The following is a 22,860-nucleotide window of genomic DNA, read 5'->3' as shown; positions in this document are numbered from 1 at the left end:
TCACCAGGAGGCACAGTGAGTAAAAAGAAAAACACCACAACGCCCACGCCGCATGATGCTGCGTTCCGGTCGTTCCTGGCGAATCCCGATGTCGCCAGAGATTTTCTGGAACTGCACCTTCCGGCTGAACTACGGGCTGTCTGTAACCTGGACACGCTGAAGCTGGAATCCGGTACGTTCGTTGAGGAAGATCTGCGCCAGTATGCCAGCGATATCCTGTGGAGCATGAAAACCACTGACGGTGATGACGGATACATCCATGTTTTAATCGAACATCAGTCCAGCGATGACAAAATGATGGCGTTTCGCCAGATGCGTTATGCCATTGCAGCGATGCAACGGCACCTGGAAGCCGGGCATGGCAGGCTGCCGCTGGTCATACCGCTGCAGTTCTATCACGGAGAGCGCAGCCCCTACCCATATTCAACAAACTGGCTGGATTGCTTCAGTAATCCGGAAGTTGCGGGTAAAATATATACAAACCCGTTTCCGCTGGTTGATGTCACCGTCATTGATGACGATGACATCATGTGCCATCGCCGCATGGCCGCGCTGACACTGCTGATGAAGCATATCCGCCAGCGTGACCTGATGGAGCTACTGGATAAGCTCCCTCTGTTAATGGTGGAGATGGTATCTGATGAGCAGGTACGTGTACTGATTCATTACATGGTGAATGCGGGAGATTCACCTTCCCCGGAATTTATGCGGGCGCTGGCTGCGCGTCTGCCGCAACATGAGGATAAACTTATGACTATTGCTGAACGTCTTGAGCAGAAAGGTCGCGAGGAAGGACGCAAGGAAGGTCTCCAGGAAGGTCTCCAGGAAGGGCGTCAGGAGGGGCGTCAGGAGGGCGCTGCTGAAAAAGCACAGGCTATTGCACGACAGCTCCGGAATATGGGAATGACGCCGGAGCAGATTAAACAGGCGACCGGGCTTTCCGACGCTGAACTGAAAAAGGTTATTCACTAACTGAACTGAAAATCCCGGCAAAAGCCGGGATTTTTGTAAAATCATGCAGGGGGAATTGATGACTATTGCTGAACGTCTTGAGCAGAAAGGTCGCGAGGAAGGACGCAAGGAAGGTCTCCAGGAAGGGCGTCAGGAGGGCGCTGCTGAAAAAGCACAGACTATTGCACGACAGCTCCGGAATATGGGAATGACACCAGAGCAGATTGAACAGGCAACAGGGCTTTCCGGTGCTGAACTGAAAAAATTATTTGCTGACTGAAGTGCACCGCCCACTTTTGCCGGGCTTTGTTTTCTTAGGGCTCATACTCCCACTGCTGTTTTCCCCAGTTCATTTTCCAGACGAGTGATGATGTCAGTTTTACGCATCCGATGCATGAGCGGTAACAGGTCGAGGACAGAAAGTGCCTGGGTGGTTCGCCAGACTGTGACATCCACCTGTTCCGCATTTTCCCATGCGTGCCATGTCCGCAAAGTTACGCCGAACTCCCGCGCGGCTTTTTCGCGTGACCAGCACATCCCCTTTCTCCAGAGGCGCAGCTCCCAACCTGTCATAAAATACCTTTGAAAAAGTGAAATAATTACACTTTATTCTATCATATTATTCCTGCAATAAAGCGTATTTATTGCTTTTAAAAAGTGTAAAAATTTCACTTTTTATCAGTGGTTTATTTTCTTTTGTCCCCTTAACCCCGGGTTTATCTGGTGTCGTCAGACATCCGTTCGAACACAATCAGGTGTTTCCGGTTCAGGAAAACTATCTGGCACCGTAGTGCTGTTCATCCGCCCCTGTCGCGCCGGAAACGGCGCTCCCCGCACCCCTTACGGGGTGTAAGGTCACAGCGCCGGATGGCGCTGCTGTTTATCCTCCCGCTGCCACTTCTGCGGCCTGTTCCCCGCAGCCGGACTTTCCGGGGGCTGAAATAACCACATCCCGTTTCAGCCGTCCAGGGGGAGATGTACCGGCCACAAAACTTTTTGCCGCAGGCGTCAAAAACTTTTGCGTCCGCCCCCGGACAGCCGCCCCGTGACGTGGTGACTGGCGCCCCACCGGAAAGGTCCACTTCGGGGAGTAACTCCTGAAGAAGTGGACGGCAGGAGGAGCTTCGCTCCTCCGGGGAGTAACCAGGCTGACCCGGCAGCCGGAAACAACAGGAGACAATGCCATGAAACAGACTATGCCAGCTACAGTGCTGAATACTGCCAGTACAACAGAAGTTATCCCGTCCGTGGCGATTGACCGTATCATCGCGCAACGTAACGAAGGTATAGCGCTTTTTATGCAGGCAATAGAGTGCCTGGAGTCTTCGCGTAAAATTCTGCGGGAGGCATCCGGCCATGACTTTCTTTACGGATTTGAAGACGCCGTAACTGACGCTGTTCGTCGTGCTGACAAGCCGGAGGAGAACAGAAAGAATATTTCTCGTTTTGCCGACCGTAAAATCTGGCACCGCCTGATGACGGACACTGGTATGTATACGTTCATGAGCTCATGCCAGTGTGATGAGTGGAACAAACAGCTGAAGAGTGAAACCTGTCCTGAAATCACTCTGGACAATGTGCTGGCAACATTTCGCCACATGAATGCCAGAAAAATGCAGACATTCGAGCAGGGGCTGATTGATGTATACCGTAATCTCTCCTGGGATTATAAAACGAATAATCCCTGTCGTCTTGGCAAGAGAATCATTGTCAGTAATCTGCTGTATCGCTGGAGTGACGGTCATGTATCGCTTGACCACAGTGGTCGTGAAAAAATTGATGACCTTGCACGGCCGTTTTATCTTCTGGCAGGGCGAAACATACCTGACTTTCGCCACTCCACAGGTAAGCTATATAGTGATTTTTTAGGCGCCGGTATTAATGTCGGTGAACTGTTCGACGGAGAATATTTCACGGTACGGGGCTTCCTCAAAGGAACGGTACATATCACCTTTAAGTACCCTGACCTTGTCGAAAAACTGAATGACATCATTGCCAGACATTATCCAGGTGCATTGCCGCCACGTGTCTGATACAACAGGTAAGCCCTGACATTATTATCGGGGCTTTTATTTGCAGTCATCAAAACAATATCCGGAAATACTGCGACAATGTCTCGTTAAAGTCCTGTCGTATCAGTGCCATCTTTTCTGTCCTGTGATGATTTTTTCTTATCTGACTTACCGGAGGAGCGGCGGACTGATTTCTTCGCTTCGGCTTCCCGAATAATGTCACGCAGTGCTTTTTCACCTACCTCATAACCTGCTTCTTTCAGTGTGTTACGAATGTCAGCCAGCGTATAGCCCTTTGTTTTTATCAGGGCGATAATATCGTCACGGATAGCATCAAGAAAATCACGAAGTGTTTTACGCTGTGCTGTCAGATCGGGAAGTTCTGATAAAGCTGTTCGCGCCAACTGAATGTCATCATCTGAATAAAACTTTTTTGCTGCCATTGGCAATATATCTCCGGTTGATGTTGAATCCTTATTTTATCATAAAAACTGATATCTGGCAGGGCTACGCCCTACTACTGCCGTCATCATAATACTATCCTACTCCGATATTGCAGGCTATAATGCTCTTTCAGACGGGACAGGATGTGTAAATGTATAACCGCGCACGCGCGGCCATACATTTACCACCTGGTCAGGGCTTCGCCCCGACACCCCGATAAGGAGCACACCGTGAGTGATAAGCGAGAAAGAAGTGGTAGTGAAAAACGGCAGAAGACCCTCCTAAGAGCGGTCCGGTTTTCTCCCGATGAAGATGAGGTCATAAGAAAAAAAGCTGAAGATGCCGGGCTTACTGTTTCTGCCTACATACGAAGTGCGGCCTTGAACAAACGCGTAAATTCCCGAATTGATGATAAGTTCCTGAAGGAACTCATGAGGCTGGGAAGGATGCAAAAGCATCTGTTTGTTGAAGGGAAAAGAACGGGTGACAAAGAGTATGCCAGTGTGCTTGTTGCCATCACTGAACTGTCTAATACAGTGCGTAAACAGTTAATGGAAAACTAAGGTTTTATTGTGAACGCCATCATTCCGAAAAAGAGAAGGGACGGCAAGTCTTCATTTGAAGACCTGGTATCCTATGTCTCCGTCCGGGATGATTTGGAGGATGAGGAGCTGCAGGCGCTTTCGTCAGTGCAGTCTGAACTGTCCCACAGAAGCCGCTTCAGTCGTCTTGTTGACTACGCAACCCGTCTTCGTGATGAGTCATTTGTTTCACTGGTTGATGTTATGAAGGATGGCTGTGAATGGGTCAATTTTTACGGCGTAACCTGTTTCCATAACTGTACTTCACTGGAAACGGCAGCTGAAGAAATGGAATACACAGCACGTCAGGCCCGTTATGCCAAAGATGATACAGATCCGGTATTCCACTACATTCTTTCCTGGCAGGCGCATGAAAGCCCACGTCCTGAACAGATTTATGACAGTGTTCGTCATACGCTGAAAGCGCTTGGTCTTTCGGAACATCAGTATGTTTCTGCCGTTCATACCGATACGGATAACCTGCATGTTCATGTGGCCGTAAATCGGGTCCATCCGGATACCGGCTATCTCAACTGCCTTTCCTGGAGTCAGGAAAAACTCAGCCGTGCGTGTCGTGAGCTTGAGCTTAAACATGGTTTTGCGCCGGATAATGGTTGCTGGATACACGCACCGGGAAGCCGTATCGTTCGTAAAACGGCAGCTGAACGTGATCGCCAGAATGCCTGGACGCGTGGGAAAAAACAGACTTTTCGTGAGTACGTTTCGCAGACGGCTGTTGCCGGTTTGCGCAGTGAACCCGTGCATGACTGGTTATCCCTGCATCGTCGTCTGGCTGAAGACGGACTGTATCTGACACTGCAGAATGGCAGTTTTATGGTGATGGATGGCTGGGATCGTAACCGTGAAGGTGTGCAGCTTGATTCCTTCGGCCCTTCCTGGAATGGCGATAAGCTCAGGAAAAAGATGGGGGAATATACGCCAGTTCCGAAAGATATCTTCAGTCAGGTGGGGGTACCCGGACGCTACAAACCGGAGGTCATTGCCGCTGATACTCGTCCGGAAAAAATGGCTGAAACCGTGAATCTGATGCAGTATGCCTGCCGTCATCTTGGGGATCTTTTACCTGAAATGGCACGGGAAGGGAAGCTGGAAAGTTGTCTGGATATTCACCGGACACTGGCTGAAGCCGGATTATGGATGCGTATTCAACACGGGCACCTGGTGATTTGTGACGGGTATGATCATAACCAGACGCCGGTCCGGGCTGATAGTGTGTGGCCGTTGTTGACACCCGAAAATGTTAATCAACTTGACGGTGGCTGGCAGCCTGTGCCGGACGATATTTTCCGTCAGGTCACGCCTGCAGAACGTTTCAGTGGACGTCGTCTTGAAAGTTGCCCTGCAAGTGACAGAGAGTGGCACCGTATGCGTACAGGCCCGGGACCACAGGGTGCCATCAGGCGGGAGCTGTTTTCTGATAAAGAAAGTCTGTGGGGGTACAGCATCAGTCATTGCAGTCCGCAGATTGAAGAGATGATCACTCGAGGGGAATTTACCTGGCAACATTGCCATGAATTATTTGCACGACAGGGGCTGATGCTCCAGAGACAACATCACGGACTTATTGTCGTTGACGCTTTTAACCATGAGCAAACGCCGGTTAAAGCCAGCAGCATTCATCCGGATTTGACACTGGATCGTGCCGAACCGCAGGCAGGCCCGTTTGTGAATGCACCGGCTGATTTGTTCGACAGGGTAAAACCCGAAAGCCGCTATAACCCGGAACTGGCTGTCAGCGATCAGTCACGGGAGGACTGCAGGCGTGATCCTGTTCTGCGTCGTCAGCGTCGCGAGGCGAGAGCAGAAGCACGGGCAGACCTTCGTGCCCGCTATCTTGCCTGGCGGGCACAGTGGCGTAAACCTGAGCTGCGTTATGGTGAACGCAGCCGGGAAATTCACCAGGTGTGTCGTCTGCGTAAGTCTCATATTCGTGTTCAGTATGACGATCCTGTTTTACGTAAGCTGCATTATCACATTGCCGAGGTACAGCGTATGCAGGCCCTGATCAGGCTTAAAGAAGAGGTCAGGGATGAGCGACAGAAACTTATTGCTGAAGGGAAATGGTATCCTCCGTCATATCGCCAGTGGGTGGAAGCTCAGGCTGTACAGGGAGACAGGGCTGCTGTTTCGCAACTCCGGGGATGGGATTATCGCGATCGTCGTAAGGACAAGTCACGAACCACGACAGCCGATCGCTGCGTGATACTTTGCGAACCTGGCGGAACGCCGGTATATGAAAACAGGGGGGAGCTGGAGGCGCGCCTGCAGAAAAACGGCAGTGTCCGGTTCCGCGATCGCCGGACTGATCAATTTGTCTGCACGGATTATGGTGACAGGGTGGTATTCCATAATCATCATGACCGTAACGAACTGGCAGATAAACTGGATCTGATTGCTCCGGTATTGTTTGAGCGGGACCCCAGAATGGGCTTTGAACCCGAAGGTAACGACCGTCAGTTTAATCAGGTTTTTGCTGAAATGGTGGCCTGGCATAACGTGACAGAACGTACCGGTCACGGTGATTACACTATTTCCCGGCCGGATGTGGATCATCATCGAGAAAGTAGTGAGATGTATTATCGCGACTATGTCAATGTGCATGAATGTAGCGATAGATCTCAACGGTCTCATGAGGATGAAAAAGGCTGGGAGCCTCCGACCCCTGTGTAGGTTGGTAGCAAGCTGTCGCTGTTTCAGCGTCAGCTTGAGTACAGGCAACTCTGTATGTGTTTTCCCATGAATCAGCCCTGGTACTGGTGCCAGACCCGGAGGGCGGCAGGAGGGTGATGCCGCTGCGCCGGGGGACAGTGGTCTGGACCGGGATATTTCACAGGCAGAGGGGATAGCTTCTGATGGCCGGAATTCACTGTGGATAGTCAGTGAGCCAGACCGGTTTTACCGTTTCAGACGGGCAACGACGTCAGGAGTGCGGACCTTTATTTGGCTGAGAAGGAGCCCCTCCAGGAAGTATTCGTCATGAGGGTAGTTTGTGACGTTGAATTCATGCGAATCGGGGAAACCGAAGGCATTCTCCACGCCCGGTCGCCCCTACGCAGTTGCACTTCCTTTCATTTGCTGTGGCCAGTTTGCGGGAGGAATTTCACCTTGAGTAATTAAGTTCGGGGTGTTCTTCTTTACTCAATAAATTATTTTTGTCGTTCAGCTCCTGACGAACTTTTGCCAGTGACTTCTGAAAAGCCGGGATTGTTTGCAGCCTTGCAAACTCTACTGCTCCCACATAACGGCCAGCATCAACATCGCTTTGCCAGTGAGCACCACATATCACTCTGCTTTGCCCGAACTCCCATCCACGTCTGGCGAGCTCCTGCGCGCGTTCCGGTCTGGCCTGGGATAATACTAATGCCAGAAGTGTACCATAAGCAGTATGCCCGGAAGGGTAAGAGCCATCTTTTCTCAAAGTATTCTCATCTTCAGGACGGCAGGTGGAATGATTAAATAAGACAAAGGGACGAGTACGCATATAATATTTTTTCGCCGAAGCAGTAGCGTAGTAGCCGCCCATTGTCAGAAGATTCTGTAACATATTCCAGGTTTCTGGCGTATCTTTGGGGTTAATTTTAGCACCCACTACTGGCGAGAATATTCTGGCTATATTTTCCACGCTTACATCTGCATCCTCAGCAGCTTGTTTCCATCGTGGGGAACCCTTTATCGCATAGCCCTTGAAATAAGCCTCCTTATCATAGCGGAAAGCCGGATCATCATTACCTGGCGGTGGTGGTAAGTAGAACTGACTGTTCACTGATTCTTCAGGAGAATGAAAGGGTTGCACTGTTGCTGCTGATGTATATTTAGCTACGATCAGGGGTAGAAAAAATAGTAAATAACGACTTTTCATAAAGACTCACTTCGGAACAGAAAATAATAAACAGATGTGATTCTATAATGATTTATTGAAATAGTTATTCAACATACAGGTAAAAAGAGCAGGACGCTGTACTGGCGTAGGAGATTGTTAACATTGACTTAAGGGTAGCGGAAACAGAATACTGTATTTTCACTGCAGGATAGTCTGCCAGAACAAAGCTTTCTTATTTAATTAAATGAAAGTAATAAAAGGTTACGAGCAGGCATTCAGTATATCACAATACAGAGACAGGTTGTGTATCCATTGCTTTCCGGCATATATATTGCCAGAAAATGGTTCCGGGAGCACAGAGATCTTACGGCGAAAAAAAAGGGGGGAACGGACTCCCCCCATAATGAATAGTCAGAATACCGCTATTTATTTAACTGTTCCGAAATTTATCTGGCATCTGAAGTTATCTGGTTGGCTGATTACGCGAGTCAACAGAAATAAACTTTTCTGTTTAATTATGTGATTAACCTCGCAATTTTAGCAGCGAGCACAAGAGGCTATGCGGAATAGAATCTGCTACCGGAACAGCGTTTTCTGGTGTGTTTACCAGGAGACGGTAGCCTTTGGTGGCCTGGTATGGTATTCCGGAAGCCTGTCACTCCGGCTAATATACCTGTTCCTGTTTAACTAATTTGTACCAGCATGACAGAGTATGTTAAACAAGGGATCTGCAGGATAATGGGATGAAATACAATGAAAAATGGCATTTATCATGTGAGTTTTGAAAGCAATCTCTCCTCCTTTGGTGAAGGGATTGTTGTTGTCAGTGATGGAAAAGTTCATGGCGGAGATATCGGATTCACGTGCCGGGGTTATCTGCACCGGCATGTTATGGAGGTGAGTGTTTGTCAGTATAACCGTGAGATCCCTTCTGCCCTTGGAGCGGAAGGTGATTACCAGTTGAGTCTGCAATATGAAAAAGACAGTGAAGGAAAATATTGCTTTACCGGACATGTTAAAGGAGACAAGAAAAAACAAATTACAGCATACGCCGTCTTTCTTGATGAGCTGCTAAAATAATGATAAGGCTCGCGTCCTGCCGATACAGGGCAGGGAGGTGGCGCGGCGGCTTTAATCAGGTATATCTGTTAAATCACATCTTTCGACTGGAGCAGCCTTTGTTTTAACCTTCCTTTCATCGGGCCGGAAATGCAGGTTTCCTGTAACCGGCTTTTCAGCAGCACATCAACATTGTTCGAGGAGATACTGGCCTGGAAAGAGATACCGACGATACCCGCTTCTTCCGGGCTCTTTTCTTCTTTGTAACAGGCTCCTGACAGAAGTAACTGCCCCAGCTACTGAGAAACGGACTTAATTTTACCTCCCTTTGCTTATGCCCGTGCATTGCCTGTTTGAGCCGTTTAACCGATTGATATTTCCGGAAATCATTATCTTTTTCTGTGCTGTTCCATGGCGTGTGTTTCGTGCAGTGGTAGACGCTGATGCTGCCAGAATTACAACGGCAGAACCATTAATTCCGCATTGGTAAAGTAATTATTGAATTTTGTTATCTGCAGTCCGTATAACCAATCCACATTACTGTTCAGGGATGAATATATAAGACTTATGAAACTGTTAACAATAATTCTTTTAATGGTTCCGTGTCTCTGGAATGCACAATCCAGGGCACAGCAAAACACGTCTGTCGTTATTACAGCCTCACTCAAAGATATCTCGGGTTGTCTCAGTGACTATCTCGGAAAAGCAGGATATTCTCTGGGGAATATAACTCACTTTGCCGGCATCGGTGATGAATTGCCTGTTTTCAGTCATCAGAATAACAGAATTACGGGGGTTTACTGGATAACAAGCTCCCTGTATGGAAATCGGGAAAAGGTTGTGGGTATATACCGTGCGAATGAAGAGTCACTTCCCTGTTTACTACAAATAGTGCACGACTGTAAAAAGACGCTGGCCTTCCGGGAGGAGGTGCAGTAAACCTGAGGTTTTGTTGAACCCCATAGTCAGCAGGGAAAATAAATTATTACAAAATACGCCAGTCTGAATTGTATTTTCCTTTTTATATTGTTGCTTTTAACTTTCCGCAGACTATACATTCAATAATGTTGTGGTGGATCTCTCAGTTGCAGGGATTGAAAATGGCCGGAAAATAGTCATGTTCGCAAGCACCGTGGGTGATGGTTGGCCAGCCAGATACTCACCGGGAAGCTCCCGGACCACAACAACTGAAATTAGGCTCATACCCAAAGGCTCACTTCCTGTAGTGGGCCTTTTTTTTGCTGCAGGAAAGGCGGGAACCACCCGACAGCATGATGCTGCCGGGATCGGGTAAAACCACTATTTTTTGATCCGCATTCTTCTGGTCAGCAGTGTTGCACAGACGAAGCCCAACAGACTGAATGCCACCATGACAGAAAATACATAGTTATAGCCCTGTATACCGGAGAAATTATCCAGAAGTGAGCCGTAAAGTGTGTAGGCAAACATGGAAGGCATATAACCAATGATACAGCCGAAGGCCATAGCTGATCCGGCAAATTCACGGGGGGTGCCGATTTCATCCATTGGAGCAAAGAAGATGGCCCGTTGTGAAAAAATGATTGCGCCAAATCCCAGTGTCGCTGCCATGCCAAGATAAACATTCATTGAGTCATGGGGAAGCTGAATGAAAAGCAGCATAGCGATTGCCGAAATAAGGAAGGTCCATTTCAGATAAATAACCGGCGAGTGTGCAATTTTATCTGCAAGAAAGCCCCCAACCGGCCCCCCCACCATTTTCAGCCCGTACTGATTAATGATTCCATAGGCTCCAACAAGAGCCACAGGCAGCGCGTAGATATCTTTCAGGAAAGGAATGAAGTATGTCAGCCCACAATATGCAGAATATACAAAGAATATACAGAAAGAGGCCAGCCACAGATTGGGTGATTTTATGACATTCTTAATCCCCGTAAACACCTGTTTATTGACATCTTCAACATCACGGGAACTGGATCTGTCATCTGAATCCACAATAAAGTAGGTAATGATCCCGACAAGAATAGTGACCAGCGTGTAATAGACAAGGCCGGCCTGCATGCCTGTTTTTCCCTCACCGAAATGAACAAACACAAATAAAGCTCCGGACGCTATCAGTACGTCAACAACTCCCCGCCCGGCTTCCAGAAAACCAAACATCCTCCCCTGTTCATCACGGGTACCCAGTAAACGGACAGCTTTAAGCAGAACGGGCCAGTAGACAACTTCACCAAAAAACGCCATAGCCCCAAAGGCTATCAGATAACCGGAAAAGGAAGGAAGTGTGGTCAGATAAGCACCACATAGCCCCACACCTATCAAACCGACCGGGAGAAGTATTTTCTTGGAAAAACGATCGGCAATATATAATGAACTGAATAACCCGACAGTCTGGACAATGGCATAAACCGTAAAGCCAAACCCAATCTGAGTATTAGTCAGTCCCCAGTCAGCCTGCATGGGAACGTAAAATACGTCCTTCATACTGGACAGTTTAAAAATAGTACCCCCTCCAAGTATGAGGAAGCATAGCTTTATCCATTTATTCATATTGTGAGCCCTGTTATTTGACAACAGCAACAGCTTCAACTTCTATCAGTACATCCTTCGGTAATCGGGCGACTTCAACACAGGAACGGGCAGGATAAGTTCCGGAAGCGAAATACCCACTGTATACCTGGTTAAACAATGAGAAGTTATTCATATCGCTGATGAAGCAAGTTGTTTTGACGATGTCATCCATTTCCAGACCGGCAGCTTCAACAACAGACCTTAAATTATTCATGGCCTGTTTCGTCTGAGCTTCGATGTCACCCCCATTAACTGAACCATCTTCCGGGCTGAAAGGGCAGCATCCTGATATAAACAATAAATTACCAGTTGAAACAGCCTGGGAGTATGGGCCAATGGCTTCCGGTGCATTTTTAGTTTTAATGATCACGGGTTCTTCCTTATTAATCAGTTAACAATATTTTTTTCGTAAATTTTTAAGAGCCTGAACGGAAACCTGAACACAGCGTTCCTGAGCCTCCATTAACTCCTGCAATACTGCTTCAGATATTTTTGCGGGATAGTAATACTCCAGAGGTTTTATTTTTAACTCATCAAATGGTGCAGGTTTTACGGTAAACGTTCCTTTCAGTGTATTCGTCGTGCCTTTCGGGCGGGAAAAACGGGAAGCATATGGAAAACATGTTTCAATGTTGATACGGGTTAAAGAGGATTCATCAACCAGCGTTTTGAAACAGGTATCAATATCAATACTGCCTTCCCCGACAGGAACGCCACAGACAACCAGTTCCTCTCCGTTGCGGGTGACAATATGATCTTTGAAATGTGTACTGTAAGCATAAGGGGCCAGCTTACGTACTGTATCCACGGGTTCTTCCCATGCCATCATGCCATTACCAATATCACAGTGTGCGCCAACCCACTCTGAATCCACCGATTTGACTATGTTAATAATCTCATCGGCAGTTTCGTCTTCATGATTTTCTATTGCCAGCCTGATTCGCTTTTTACTGAGCAACGGAACCTGCGCTTTAAGCTGTGCAATGATTTCAGGGTATCTCTGTGGATTATATTCTCCCCTTCGGAACATATAGGTTCTGATAACATCAGCTCCCAGAGCAGATGCAATTTCCACTGCTTTGGTAACAGATTCGTGAGAAGTAAAACGGGTGTCTATCTCACAGTAAAGTCCGTATGCCTCGATAGTTTTCCGGACTTTTGCCAGATATTCAGGTGAATCACTGCTCAGTACCCCAAACACAGGGTGCAACCCAACATCCGGAATAATATTTATTTCGACACCATCCAGCCCCAGTTCACTTGTTTTTGAAATGAAGCTGAAAATATCCATCACACCCTGCTGAAAGAAAAGATGATATGACTCAGTTTCAAGACCAAGTTTCATAGTGTACCTCCGTTGTGTTTGAGCCAGATTGTAGGTTTTTTCAAATCAGTAAGATGTGATCCAGGTGGTAAAAATCACCACTAAGTAAACTTTAATACCACTTAGTAAAGAAATTGTGTTCTCGTGTGGACGAGGAACGGTATCTGGTATAGCATTTACTCTTATTTGAGGTAAGAGATATTTCTTATGGAATCAATTATTAATCATAAACTTACTGATGATGACAGGCAGTTGCTGGCGTCCTGTATTCCATTTATTGACTGCCTTGGTCAGTTTCTGGGTGAGTACTGCGAAATTGTCCTGCACAGCTTTGAGGATTTGCATCATTCCGTCATCCATATAGTGAATGGCCATGTGACAGGCCGGGAAAAGGGCGCTCCTGTTACGAATATCGCCCTGGAGAAACTTGCAGAATTCAGTTCAACAAATGATATGTGGGACGTCTATTTCAGCCATAAAGGGGTACGGCCTTTTAAATCATCATCAACACTCATTGTGAATAAGGACAAAGAGCCTGTAGGCATGATATGTATGAATTTTGCTCTCGATATGCCCCTGAACGCCTTTATTGAAAACTTTACAAAATCCAGTAACTGTAAGAATGAGAATTTCACACAGGATATTAATAACCTCGTTCTCAGTCATCTTGAGCCTGTAAAAAACATGGTTTATGCTAATAAAAATATCTCCAGCAAGAACAGAAATTTCGAAATTATCAAAGAGCTGAACTCAATTGGCTTGTTTAAATTTCCGGTTACAACAAAAATTGTGTCATCGGGTCTCGGGATCAGTTCTAATACTATTTATAAACACCTTCGAACGTTGAATGGCAAGATGACTGAAAAATGATGTCCCCTGTGAGGAGGGACTTTACGGCGCGAGTGTCCTGACTGTGGCATTCAGACAGAAAGGCAGAACCTGCCAGTCATGCTGCAGAACGACCCCGACAGTAACACTGTTATAAAAAGGACCGGTCTGACGGATGGGGAGCTGACGCCGCTCCGCCAGTAATTATTCTGCCGGCATTTCCTGCCGGGCCGGCAGTTGCATGACCAGTATTTGTGACGGGCCTCACGCCGTAATCATATTCCTGTATCATGTTTAATTCTGTTTCTTATTCTCATATGTAATATAATGTCTGCGCTGCCGTTTCCCCGGTGTATAACGCTCCGTTATCCGGACCGGCCTTTCCTTCAGCGTAAAATGACGTTTTATTTCCCCTCCCTGTGAGGCCGCACTTTTTTTTAAACGGCGTTCCTTTCTGTCGTCTTTCCAGCTTTATGTTTTACCTCCCTTTTTTCTCCCCTCCTGTCCGGTTACCAGTGACGATGTTTGTCATGTAATGTGCCTGATTCTCATCCTTATTTTTATTCAGATGTCATCCCCTTCCGTGTCTATTTCCACTCCATTAATTTCACGCCGGTTCTACTCGCCATAATCACATTTATCGATCGACAAGATCGATAAATAAATCTTTAAAATTTTAGCCTGCTAACCATAGGATTTTTCCTATGGGCACATTCATTCGGGTATGTATGTGCACGGTACTCCCTGCCGGGAAAGACTGCATTTCCCGACAGGCAGAAGCTCCGCCTGCTTCTGCCTGCAGTGCCGGCCCTTTTGTCTGTCTTTTCTTTAACCCGTACGGGGAATGTCCCCGACAGTGTTCTGATTCTTTGCCTCAATTCCGGTATCTGACAGGAGGCGTTCCGGCTCCGGCGTCCGTACCGAAAACCATATAAGGACTGAATGATTATGGTGTTCTCCATTACCCACAGGAGAGGGATCTGCTCGTCCCGCATTCCTGCCCGCTGTCGTCTGTCCCCGCTGGCCGTCATGGTCCTGCTCGGGGCTGGCATGTGCAGCTCCGGTGCCAAGGCAGCCTTCCTCACTCCGCCCACCGGTGCCGGTCAGCTCGGTAACCAGCTGCGTCAGCAGGCAGAGTCCGCTCCGGCCGCGCCCGTCGCGCCGTCACTCTCCCTGCCGTCCGGTGACCGCGGGCAGGCCCGCGCTCCGGCCGGGAACGCCCGTGTGACGGTGAAGCAGGTCAGCTTTACCGGGGAGGTGACCGTCCCGGGCGCCCGCAGCGTCACGGAACCCGCCCTGCAGAAAGTGGTTTCCCCCTGGCTGAACCGGCCGCTCTCCTTTGCCGACCTGCAGACCATGACGGAGGCTGTGACGCAGTACTACCGTGACCGCGGTGTCCTGCTGGCCCGCGCGGTTCTGCCTCCCCAGACCATTAAGGACGGCCTGCTGACCGTCAGGGTCATTCCGGGTAAGTACGACCGTGGCGTCCTGCACAACAGCAGCCGGCTGCGCGACAGCCAGGCTGAGCGCATGGTGAACGCCACGGCCCCGGCAGGGAAGGTGGTGAAAAAAGCCGGTCTGGAGCGTCTGGCGCTGCTGATGAGTGAAGTGCCGGGCGTGGAGGCGCAGGTGTCCCTGCAGTCCGGCAGCGTGCCGGGGACCTCGGCGCCGGACATCACCCTGAAACCCGGAAAACGGTTCGGGGGGTACGTGGGCCTGGACAACCAGGGGGACCCGACCACCGGTCGCAGCCGCGTGATGGCCGGGGTGTATGCGAACGGACTGCTGGGCTACGGCGACCAGCTGCGGGTGGATCTGCTGGACGCGTATGAGAAGAGCGATCTGTTCAACGGCAGCCTGGACTACAGCCTGCTGGCCGGCGGGTACGGTACCCGGGTCGGGGTGAACTACAGCCATCTGAACTACCACTACACCTTCCTGGGAGAAGGCTATAACGGCTACTCGGACAACTGGGGACTGTATGTGACGCATCCGTGGATACGGACGGCGCGCGCGCGGGTGGACGTCCGTGCGGACTTCGGCCAGCAGTTCCTGACGGACAAATACCCGGCCTCGGTCTTTATGGGCGTGGGTGAAGAGGGGCGCAAGCGGGCGACGCTGGGCTCGCTGACGCTGTCAGGGAGCGTGGCTGGCGTGCCGGGCGGCATAACCGGGTTCCGCGTACAGGGAACGGCAGGCAGCCTGGACTACCGTAACGAGCTGTCACGCCTGATTAACTTCAGTGACGAGCTGGGGTCAGCCGGGCAGTTCGCGCGGCTGAACTGGGGACTGAGCCACGACCAGCAGGTGTGGGGGCCGTTCTCGGTGTACGCGGGGGTGAACGGCCAGCTGGCAAACCATAACCTGGACTCCTCGCAGAAGTTCCTGCTGGGCGGGCCGGGGGCGGTGCGGGCGTACGACATCGGGACAGGGTCAGTGGACAACGGCACGGTGGCGACGGGTGAGGTGCGCTGGCAGCACGCCATTCCGCAGACACGCTGGACGGCCTGGGCGGGCACGGCCCCGTCGGTGACGGTGGCGGCGTTTTATGACCAGGGATGGGGAGAGCAGTATGCGGAGAACCGTAACCAGAACGGTGGCGGGAAGATAACACCGGATAATCATGTGAACCTGGCCGGGGCGGGGCTGTACACGACAGTGGCGGACGCCGGGAATTACGCCCTGACTCTGACATGGGCGCACCGTACGGGGGATGCAGACCCGGTCTCGGGGCTGGCAGACCGTGACCGCTTCTGGGTATCGGCGGTGAAATCATTCTGACGGCCTGAATGGTCCGTGAACCGGGAATAACAGAAAGGAAAAGCAGGATTATGAACAAGATATACAAACTGAAATATGACCGCCGCCGCCAGCAGCTTGTGGCGGTAAGCGAGCTGACCACGGGGGCCGGTAAGGAAGCCACGGGTCAGGTGTGTGGTCTGTCAGACATCAGCAGCTTCCGTAAACTGCTGGGAACCCTGACGCCGCTGGCGTTCCTGACGGGGCTGATAGTGAGCCTGCTGCCGGGGATGGCGCTGGCGAACCCGTCACTGCCGACCGGCGGACAGATAGTGGCGGGCCAGGGGAGTATCAGCACCAGTGGCAACCAGATGACCGTGAACCAGAACACGCAGGGGATGGTGACCAACTGGAACAGCTTTGATATCGGGAAGAACCACACGGTACAGTTCGTGCAGCCGGGCAGCAGCGCGGTGGCCCTGAACCGTGTGACGGGCGGCCATGAGTCGCAGATCCTGGGGACGCTGAAGGCGAACGGCCAGGTGATGCTGATTAACCCGGCCGGGGTGATGTTCGGTAAGGGCGCGAAGGTGAACACGGCGGGCATGGTGGCCTCGACGAAGAACATCAGTAACGAAGACTTTATGGCGGGCCGCTACACGTTCAGCGGAGGGAGTCAGCCGGGCGCGGAAATCGTGAACCAGGGGAGTCTGACCACGACGAAAGGGGGGTATATCGTTCTGGCGGCGGACCGGGTGAGAAACCAGGGGGAGATACGCACGCCGGGTGGCCGGGTGGTGCTGGCGGCGGCGGACCGGGTGACGCTGCAGCTGGACAACACGGGGCTGACTGCTGTGTCGGTGAACGGGAGCGTGGTGAACGCCCTTGCGGAGAACCGGGGGTTAATCTCGGCGACGAACGGTCAGGTGTACCTGACGGCGCGCGGGAAGGACATGCTGCTGAACACGGTGGTGAATAACAGCGGGACGGTGGAAGCGAAGGGGCTGAGCGAGCGCGGGGGAGAAATCGTACTGGACGGCGGTGACAGCGGTGTGGTGAGCCAGTCGGGGATGCTGCTGGCAGACAGCGACAGCGGCCGCGGGGGTAAAATCACGCTGGAGGGACAGAATATCCACCTGGCGGGCGGGAGCCTGATATCGGCGACGGGTGAGACCGGCGGCGGTGAAGTGTATGTGGGTGGCGGCTGGCAGGGTAAGGACAGCAGCATCCGGCATGCGTCGAAGGTGGTGATGGACAAAACTGCGGTGATTGACGTGTCGGCGAAGGCGCGGGGCCAGGGCGGCACGGCGGTACTGTGGTCGGATGATTACACGAACTTCCGCGGCACCATTCTGGCGCGGGGCGGTCTGCAGGGGGGAGACGGTGGCCGGGTGGAGACGTCGTCGCACCATAACCTGCAGGCGTTCGGGGATGTGGATGCATCGGCGGTGAAGGGGAATGCCGGTGAATGGCTGCTGGACCCGTTTGATATCACGGTTGTATCCGGCTCCACTGATACTGATGTGAATGAAGGCAGCGGTAATGACGGTATCTTCACGCCGGACACCGGCACCTCGCAGGTGAGTAACGGCACCATTAATAATCGCCTTAACAGTGGCACAAACGTGACCATTAAAACGGCCAAAGAGAACAGTGGCTCAAATCAGTGGGGCAATATCACCGTTAATGCGGATATCAGTCATACAGCCACTAATAACGTCAGCCTGACGCTGGAAGCGGACGGTAACATCAATATCACGAACCACAGCATCACGTCGACGACAGGTAAGCTGGATGTGAACCTGCTGGGCGCGGGGAGCCATGACGGCACCATCACGCTGAACAATGCGACGGTGAGCAGCAACGGCGGGAACATCACGCTGGGGCAGCTGAATGCCGGGAGTGATGGCACCACTTCAGGTCTGGCGGTCAGCATCACAAACAGCACCCTGAATGCGACGTCGGCCGGGAATATCAGTATCACTGCGAACAATGGCACGACGCTGGGTAATGGCACCCTGAGCGGGAATGAGGTCAGCGTTAGCGCCAGCAGTGGTACCGGCGATGCGCTGGTAATTAACCTCAGCAGTAACCTGACTGCGGCCGGTAACCTGACGGTGAGCGGAGACACTTCGGCAACGGGCAATAAATACGGTATTCACACCAGTGATAGTCAGTTCACGGCCGGTGACACGCTGAATATGACGGCAGAGGCTGCCGGCGGTACGGACGGAGCCTTTAAGGCATCGGATATCAATGTCAGTGCACAGAATGCCGTGATGAAGGGGACCTCGGGCGGAGCCGGTGGTACGGGTGTCTGGCTGACCGGCAATGTCACCAACACCCGGGACGGCGGTAACCTGACCATCACCGGGACGACGACCGGTTCAGGAAACAGTATCGGAGTGAATGTGCTGGCGAACCTGACGGCAAACGGCACGGGTAATCTGAACATCACAGGGAAAGGCGCGCAGGGTGTCGGGGTTAAGGTGGACGGGAAAACCCTGACCGGGGGTAATGTGACGGTGACCGGTACGTCCGGCAATAGTAACGGTAAAGGTCTGGAGGTGAAAGGTGGCACCCTCAATGCCACAGGCGGGAATATCGCACTGACCGGGTGTATGACCGGTCGCAATGGCGGGTTTGGGGCGCATATCTATAGCGGCAGCAGCTTTACGGCCAGGGATAATATCACGATAACCGGGTATGCCATGGATGGAACGAATGGTGGCCTGAACCTGAACGGGGGGACATTTAACGCGACCAGTACGGTGCTGAACGGGACCTCACAGAATAATAACCTCGGTGCCAAAGTGGGCGGGGTGATTACGGTCAGCCAGGGTAACCTGAGCCTCAGCGGTACGGCGAACCGCGTAAACTCAGCCCCTAACGTGACCGGCGTGGTGTCAGACGGCACGCTGAGTATCACAGTCAGCAGTGGCACCCTGAACGTTACCGGTAAGGTGAATGACACGGCTAATAATCCGACTAGTGCCAGCACCACCAGGGGCCTGAGTCTGGTTAACACCACCCTGAATGCGACGGAGGTCAGCCTGTCAGGGGAAGTGGCGGGGGGGCGTGATGGCACCGGTGCATCCCTGACGAACACGACGATAAACGCCACCACAGGCAATGCCACCCTGAATGCGACTGTGGCGAACGGTAATGCGCTGGTTGTGTCGGGCGGCAATATTACCGCCGGGAAGGACATCAGCCTGACCGGTACGGCGAAGGCCGGCTCGGGGTATGGCGTCTCCCTGACCAACGGAAACATGACTGCCTCGTCGGGCAATATCAGCGTGAACGGCACAGGTTATGACTCAGGCAGTGGAGCCCTGAACGTGAACGGCGGCAACTTCTCCGCACTGAATACGGTGCTGGAAGGTACCGCAGGCCGTAATAATAAAGGCACGGTGCTGAATGGTAACATCAACGTCACACAGGGTAACCTGGTGGTGACGGGGACGGTCACTCAGACTGCCAACAGCGCTGATAATAATCAGTTTACTGGTTTGCTTGCGTCAGGGAATATCACAGTCAGCCAGGGGAGCCTGAATCTTACGGGACATATTACCGGGAAAAGTGGCTTGAATGCCAAGGCAGTTAACCTGACGAACCTCAATATCAGCGCCAGTAATGCCAGCATTACGGGGGTTAACCAACGCAACGGAACAGGTTTTATTCTGAGCAATGTAAATCTGACCGGGGACATTGAAAAGGGTGCGAACACCACCTTCAGCTCTGCGGGAAGCGACTCGTCAGTGACCAACGTGATTGGCAGCGGGGTACTGAACGCGACCACTACAGATGTACTGATGCGGGCTGGTATTGAGAACGACACGCAGATTAGCGCGTCGGGTATGGCACTGGGAGGAAGCGGTGATAACTGGAATCAGAACTATACCAGCAGCAAGGGAGGGGGCTGGATATTCGATGGTGCCACAGTCAGCAAGGCGGGGAATATCAGTCTGCAGGGGGTGGGTTTTGTCAACAGCAGCGTCACGGCGGGTAAGGACCTGACCATTAACAACGGCGATGACTCGCTGACAGTACAGAACACGACCCTGAATGCGACGACCATCAGTCTGTCTGGGGGAAGTATCAGCCTGACAGGCAACAGCAGTGTGAACGCTGTAAATGATATCACGCTGAACGCCCCAAAAGGGGGAGTAAATATAAACGGGCAGAGTAATGTCAACACGGTGAATATCAGTTCAGAGAGTGGCAATATCAGTATTGAGGGGAACGGGGCAGGATTTAACCGTGATGGCGTTTTAATCAGCAACGCTTTATTAAATGCCAGTCAGGGGGGAATTACTGTCACAGGTGTGGCTGATGGTGCTGATTATAGATTAAGAGGGGGAGTGAAGTTTACTGATAGTGTAAATCTGACCTCACAATCAAACACGATTAATGGCACGCATCGGAAAGGCAACGCAGGTAGAGTGAATTTTGCAGGTGTGGTAATAAACCCCGGAGATTATCACTTTAAGGGTAATACGACTATTAATGCAGAGTCTGACGATTATGCAGGGCTGGCCTTTAGTTCATCTGTTCCCAGAACTAACATAACGTTCTCTGATGGTAACTTTGTTATTGATGCTAAAAATAACAGTACTGCGTTCAATAGTATAGGAGGGATTTCTATTGATAACTGGGAGGGGACCCAGGCAAAAATTATCATAACAACGCTGAACGGGACGCTGAATATTTCCGGACAAGCCCGAAACAGAGAGGGGATTACCAGTGTTTCCTCGAGTTTTTCTATCAACCCCAATGATGGTAGCGGATACCACGGATATGTATTTAAGGGCGATGGTGATGTCAATGTAAAAGGGGTATCAGATTCGTCAAACGGTGTGGATATGCGTTTTTTTGATAATACCGGTGTAACCGGTAACTTCACCATTACCGGGGAAAGTAATACGGGTAACGGGGTGGCTGTTCCTAAGTTTGGTGAGATCAGTCTTGTAAATACCACAATTACCGGCAGCAGTAAGAGTGGAGCCGGGATACTGATGAATGCCAGTGACAAACAGATTAAGAAAATTGACCTCAACGGCAATACGCTGACCGGGACATCTGTGAGCGGTGCTGGTATTAAAATTAACGGTAATAATGTTTCCATCGCCAACGGTTCCCTGAACGGAACCTCCCAGGGTAACGGGGCCGGCGTTGAACTGACCGGGGGAAATAACTACACCGTCAGTCATGTCACCGTCACCGGTCAGTCTGCCGGCGGAAATGCTGTCGGGGTTAACGGTAACCTGACGCTGAATGACAGCACTCTGAGCGGTAATACCGCGAATGGCAGTGGTGTCAGCGTTTCCGGCAACGTGAACTCCACCAACACCACCATCAGCGGAGGGGCAACCGGCAGTGGTAATGGTGTGTCGCTGGGCGGTAATGCCAGCATCACTGACGGGACGGTGACCGGGAATGCTGTGGACGGTAACGGTGTCAGCGTTTCCGGCAACGTGAACACCACCAACACCACCATCAGCGGAGGGGCATCCGGCAGTGGCAATGGTGTGTCGCTGGACGGTAATGCCAGCATCACTGACGGGACGGTGACCGGGAATGCTGTGGACGGTAACGGTGTCAGCGTTTCCGGCAACGTGAATACCACCAACACCACAGTGACAGGTAATGCCACAGGAACGGGTTCCGGGGTTGACCTGGCGGGCAACGTGACCGGGGGCACCGTGAACGGTAATGCGACAGACGGCACCGGGGTGAACGTGAGCGGGGACAGCACGCTGACGGACGTCACGGTGAACGGTAACACCACCAGTGGTACCGGCGTGGATGTTAACGCGAACCTCACTAACCAGGGCAGCACCACCGTGAACGGTAACGCCACAGGAACGGGTTCCGGGGTTGACCTGGCGGGCAACGTAACCGGGGGCACCGTGAACGGTAATGCGACAGACGGCACCGGGGTGAACGTGAGCGGGGACAGCACGCTGACGGACGTCACGGTGAACGGCAACACCACCAGTGGCACCGGCGTGGATATCAGTGGCAACCTCACTAATCAGGGCAGCACCACCATCACCGGTAACTCCGGCAGCGGAGCCGGCGTGGGTCTGAACGGTACCGTGACGGGCGGCAGTCTGGCCGGCAACTCGGTCAGCGGTCCGGGACTTCACGTCACGGGTAACAGCACCCTGAACGGCGTGGACGTCACAGCCTCTTCGCAGAGCGGCCCGGGCACGCAGATGGACGGCATGCTGTCGGTGTCGGGTGGTACGACACTGAACGGCGAGGAGCAGAAGGACTCGGCAGAGTTACGCCGTCAGGTGTATGAGCGTCAGCAACAGCTGTCACGGTCTGATACCGTCCGGGATGCCTATCGCACCTCCGGTTACCGCGTGGAGGAAAAACCGGTAAGTGTGGAAATCTGCACGGACGGTGAATGCCGTGCGCTGGAAACGGGATACGCGGACGCGCCGAAAGCGCGGTAGTGCGGTTTATCCCGGGTCATTAACTCACTTTTAACCCCAGCCTTTCCCGGCCGGTGCGACAGCA

At 51.7% G+C, this 22,860-nt stretch carries 15 protein-coding genes and 1 pseudogene; 10 read left to right on the top strand and 6 right to left on the bottom strand.

Translation table 11 applies throughout. From position 1 onward, the window contains the following. The first annotated feature begins 15 nt into the window (after window positions 1–15). Complete coding sequence (locus AC3G3F_RS20205) at window positions 16–972, top strand: Rpn family recombination-promoting nuclease/putative transposase (RefSeq protein WP_058112054.1); 957 nt, start codon at window positions 16–18, stop codon at window positions 970–972. A 58-nt stretch (window positions 973–1,030) separates the two neighbouring features. Continuing rightward, window positions 1,031–1,231: an RpnC/YadD family protein gene (locus AC3G3F_RS20200; RefSeq protein WP_060629108.1), complete on the top strand. Its 201-nt coding sequence runs from the start codon at window positions 1,031–1,033 to the stop codon at window positions 1,229–1,231. A gap of 41 nt (window positions 1,232–1,272) precedes the next feature. Here AC3G3F_RS20200 and AC3G3F_RS20195 read toward each other — a convergent pair whose 3' ends face one another. After that, window positions 1,273–1,524: a helix-turn-helix domain-containing protein gene (locus tag AC3G3F_RS20195; protein ID WP_023180571.1), complete on the bottom strand. Its 252-nt coding sequence runs from the start codon at window positions 1,522–1,524 to the stop codon at window positions 1,273–1,275. A 611-nt stretch (window positions 1,525–2,135) separates the two neighbouring features. Here AC3G3F_RS20195 and AC3G3F_RS20190 point away from each other — a divergent pair. Further along, window positions 2,136–2,984, top strand: coding sequence for a DUF4942 domain-containing protein (locus AC3G3F_RS20190; RefSeq protein WP_079811604.1), 849 nt, complete (start codon window positions 2,136–2,138; stop codon window positions 2,982–2,984). 86 nt (window positions 2,985–3,070) lie between these two features. Here AC3G3F_RS20190 and AC3G3F_RS20185 read toward each other — a convergent pair whose 3' ends face one another. After that, entirely contained in the window at window positions 3,071–3,406 is a 336-nt protein-coding gene (locus AC3G3F_RS20185) for a hypothetical protein (protein ID WP_000729194.1), read from the bottom strand. A gap of 231 nt (window positions 3,407–3,637) precedes the next feature. Here AC3G3F_RS20185 and mobA point away from each other — a divergent pair, with 231 nt between their 5' ends. The 3 genes and pseudogenes from mobA to AC3G3F_RS20170 form a co-directional block, all read left to right on the top strand. Continuing rightward, window positions 3,638–3,970, top strand: coding sequence for a plasmid mobilization protein MobA (mobA, locus tag AC3G3F_RS20180; RefSeq protein WP_023180573.1), 333 nt, complete (start codon window positions 3,638–3,640; stop codon window positions 3,968–3,970). 9 nt (window positions 3,971–3,979) lie between these two features. Beyond that, the gene (gene nikB, locus AC3G3F_RS20175; RefSeq protein ID WP_058112057.1) at window positions 3,980–6,679 is read left to right on the top strand and encodes an IncI1-type relaxase NikB; all 2,700 of its coding nucleotides are present in this window, start codon (window positions 3,980–3,982) and stop codon (window positions 6,677–6,679) included. Window positions 6,680–6,729: 50 nt separating this feature from the next. Beyond that, window positions 6,730–6,989 (top strand): annotated as a pseudogene (locus AC3G3F_RS20170) (SdiA-regulated domain-containing protein); the annotation flags it as partial. A gap of 120 nt (window positions 6,990–7,109) precedes the next feature. Here AC3G3F_RS20170 and AC3G3F_RS20165 read toward each other — a convergent pair. Then, window positions 7,110–7,868 (bottom strand): non-specific acid phosphatase, encoded by a 759-nt coding sequence (locus AC3G3F_RS20165; protein ID WP_058112058.1) that lies wholly within the window; start codon window positions 7,866–7,868, stop codon window positions 7,110–7,112. A gap of 714 nt (window positions 7,869–8,582) precedes the next feature. On the opposite strand from AC3G3F_RS20165, the gene AC3G3F_RS20160 reads away from it, so the two are divergent. Continuing rightward, window positions 8,583–8,909 carry a GrlR family regulatory protein gene (locus AC3G3F_RS20160; RefSeq protein WP_058112059.1) on the top strand — a complete coding sequence of 109 codons (327 nt, stop codon included), beginning with the start codon at window positions 8,583–8,585 and terminating at the stop codon, window positions 8,907–8,909. 1,278 nt (window positions 8,910–10,187) lie between these two features. Here the strand turns inward: AC3G3F_RS20160 and AC3G3F_RS20155 are convergent. From AC3G3F_RS20155 to AC3G3F_RS20145, 3 genes are read right to left on the bottom strand one after another with little or no spacing between them, the layout of a single operon-like run. Beyond that, window positions 10,188–11,417, bottom strand: coding sequence for an MFS transporter (locus AC3G3F_RS20155; RefSeq protein ID WP_058112061.1), 1,230 nt, complete (start codon window positions 11,415–11,417; stop codon window positions 10,188–10,190). A gap of 13 nt (window positions 11,418–11,430) precedes the next feature. Beyond that, window positions 11,431–11,808 (bottom strand): RidA family protein, encoded by a 378-nt coding sequence (locus AC3G3F_RS20150; protein WP_079898447.1) that lies wholly within the window; start codon window positions 11,806–11,808, stop codon window positions 11,431–11,433. A gap of 21 nt (window positions 11,809–11,829) precedes the next feature. Then, on the bottom strand, window positions 11,830–12,783 hold the full coding sequence (locus AC3G3F_RS20145) for a sugar phosphate isomerase/epimerase family protein (RefSeq protein ID WP_058112062.1): 954 nt from the start codon (window positions 12,781–12,783) through the stop codon (window positions 11,830–11,832). A 186-nt stretch (window positions 12,784–12,969) separates the two neighbouring features. Between AC3G3F_RS20145 and AC3G3F_RS20140 the strand changes: the two genes are divergently transcribed. The 3 genes from AC3G3F_RS20140 (at window position 12,970) to AC3G3F_RS20130 (ending at window position 22,796) form a co-directional block, all read left to right on the top strand. Continuing rightward, on the top strand, window positions 12,970–13,632 hold the full coding sequence (locus AC3G3F_RS20140; protein ID WP_058112063.1) for a helix-turn-helix transcriptional regulator: 663 nt from the start codon (window positions 12,970–12,972) through the stop codon (window positions 13,630–13,632). 900 nt (window positions 13,633–14,532) lie between these two features. Further along, on the top strand, window positions 14,533–16,371 hold the full coding sequence (locus tag AC3G3F_RS20135; RefSeq protein ID WP_223164967.1) for a ShlB/FhaC/HecB family hemolysin secretion/activation protein: 1,839 nt from the start codon (window positions 14,533–14,535) through the stop codon (window positions 16,369–16,371). A gap of 50 nt (window positions 16,372–16,421) precedes the next feature. Continuing rightward, on the top strand, window positions 16,422–22,796 hold the full coding sequence (locus AC3G3F_RS20130) for a two-partner secretion domain-containing protein (protein ID WP_488395634.1): 6,375 nt from the start codon (window positions 16,422–16,424) through the stop codon (window positions 22,794–22,796). Window positions 22,797–22,860: the final 64 nt, after the last annotated feature.

The organism is Salmonella sp. FC25216 (assembly GCF_057751355.1).
The sequence above is the reverse complement of the archived record's forward strand: the minus strand, read 5'-3'. Positions and strand labels throughout refer to the sequence as shown.

Bases quoted from the DNA above. Each gene is read 5' to 3' on its own strand.
- AC3G3F_RS20200 (WP_060629108.1), top strand. From the start codon at position 1,031: ATGACTATTGCTGAACGTCTTGAGCAGAAAGGTCGCGAGGAAGGACGC.
- AC3G3F_RS20195 (WP_023180571.1), bottom strand. From the start codon at position 1,524: ATGACAGGTTGGGAGCTGCGCCTCTGGAGAAAGGGGATGTGCTGGTCA.
- AC3G3F_RS20190 (WP_079811604.1), top strand. From the start codon at position 2,136: ATGAAACAGACTATGCCAGCTACAGTGCTGAATACTGCCAGTACAACA.
- AC3G3F_RS20185 (WP_000729194.1), bottom strand. From the start codon at position 3,406: ATGGCAGCAAAAAAGTTTTATTCAGATGATGACATTCAGTTGGCGCGA.
- AC3G3F_RS20165 (WP_058112058.1), bottom strand. From the start codon at position 7,868: ATGAAAAGTCGTTATTTACTATTTTTTCTACCCCTGATCGTAGCTAAA.
- AC3G3F_RS20160 (WP_058112059.1), top strand. From the start codon at position 8,583: ATGAAAAATGGCATTTATCATGTGAGTTTTGAAAGCAATCTCTCCTCC.
- AC3G3F_RS20155 (WP_058112061.1), bottom strand. From the start codon at position 11,417: ATGAATAAATGGATAAAGCTATGCTTCCTCATACTTGGAGGGGGTACT.
- AC3G3F_RS20145 (WP_058112062.1), bottom strand. From the start codon at position 12,783: ATGAAACTTGGTCTTGAAACTGAGTCATATCATCTTTTCTTTCAGCAG.
- AC3G3F_RS20140 (WP_058112063.1), top strand. From the start codon at position 12,970: ATGGAATCAATTATTAATCATAAACTTACTGATGATGACAGGCAGTTG.
- AC3G3F_RS20135 (WP_223164967.1), top strand. From the start codon at position 14,533: ATGATTATGGTGTTCTCCATTACCCACAGGAGAGGGATCTGCTCGTCC.
- AC3G3F_RS20130 (WP_488395634.1), top strand. From the start codon at position 16,422: ATGAACAAGATATACAAACTGAAATATGACCGCCGCCGCCAGCAGCTT.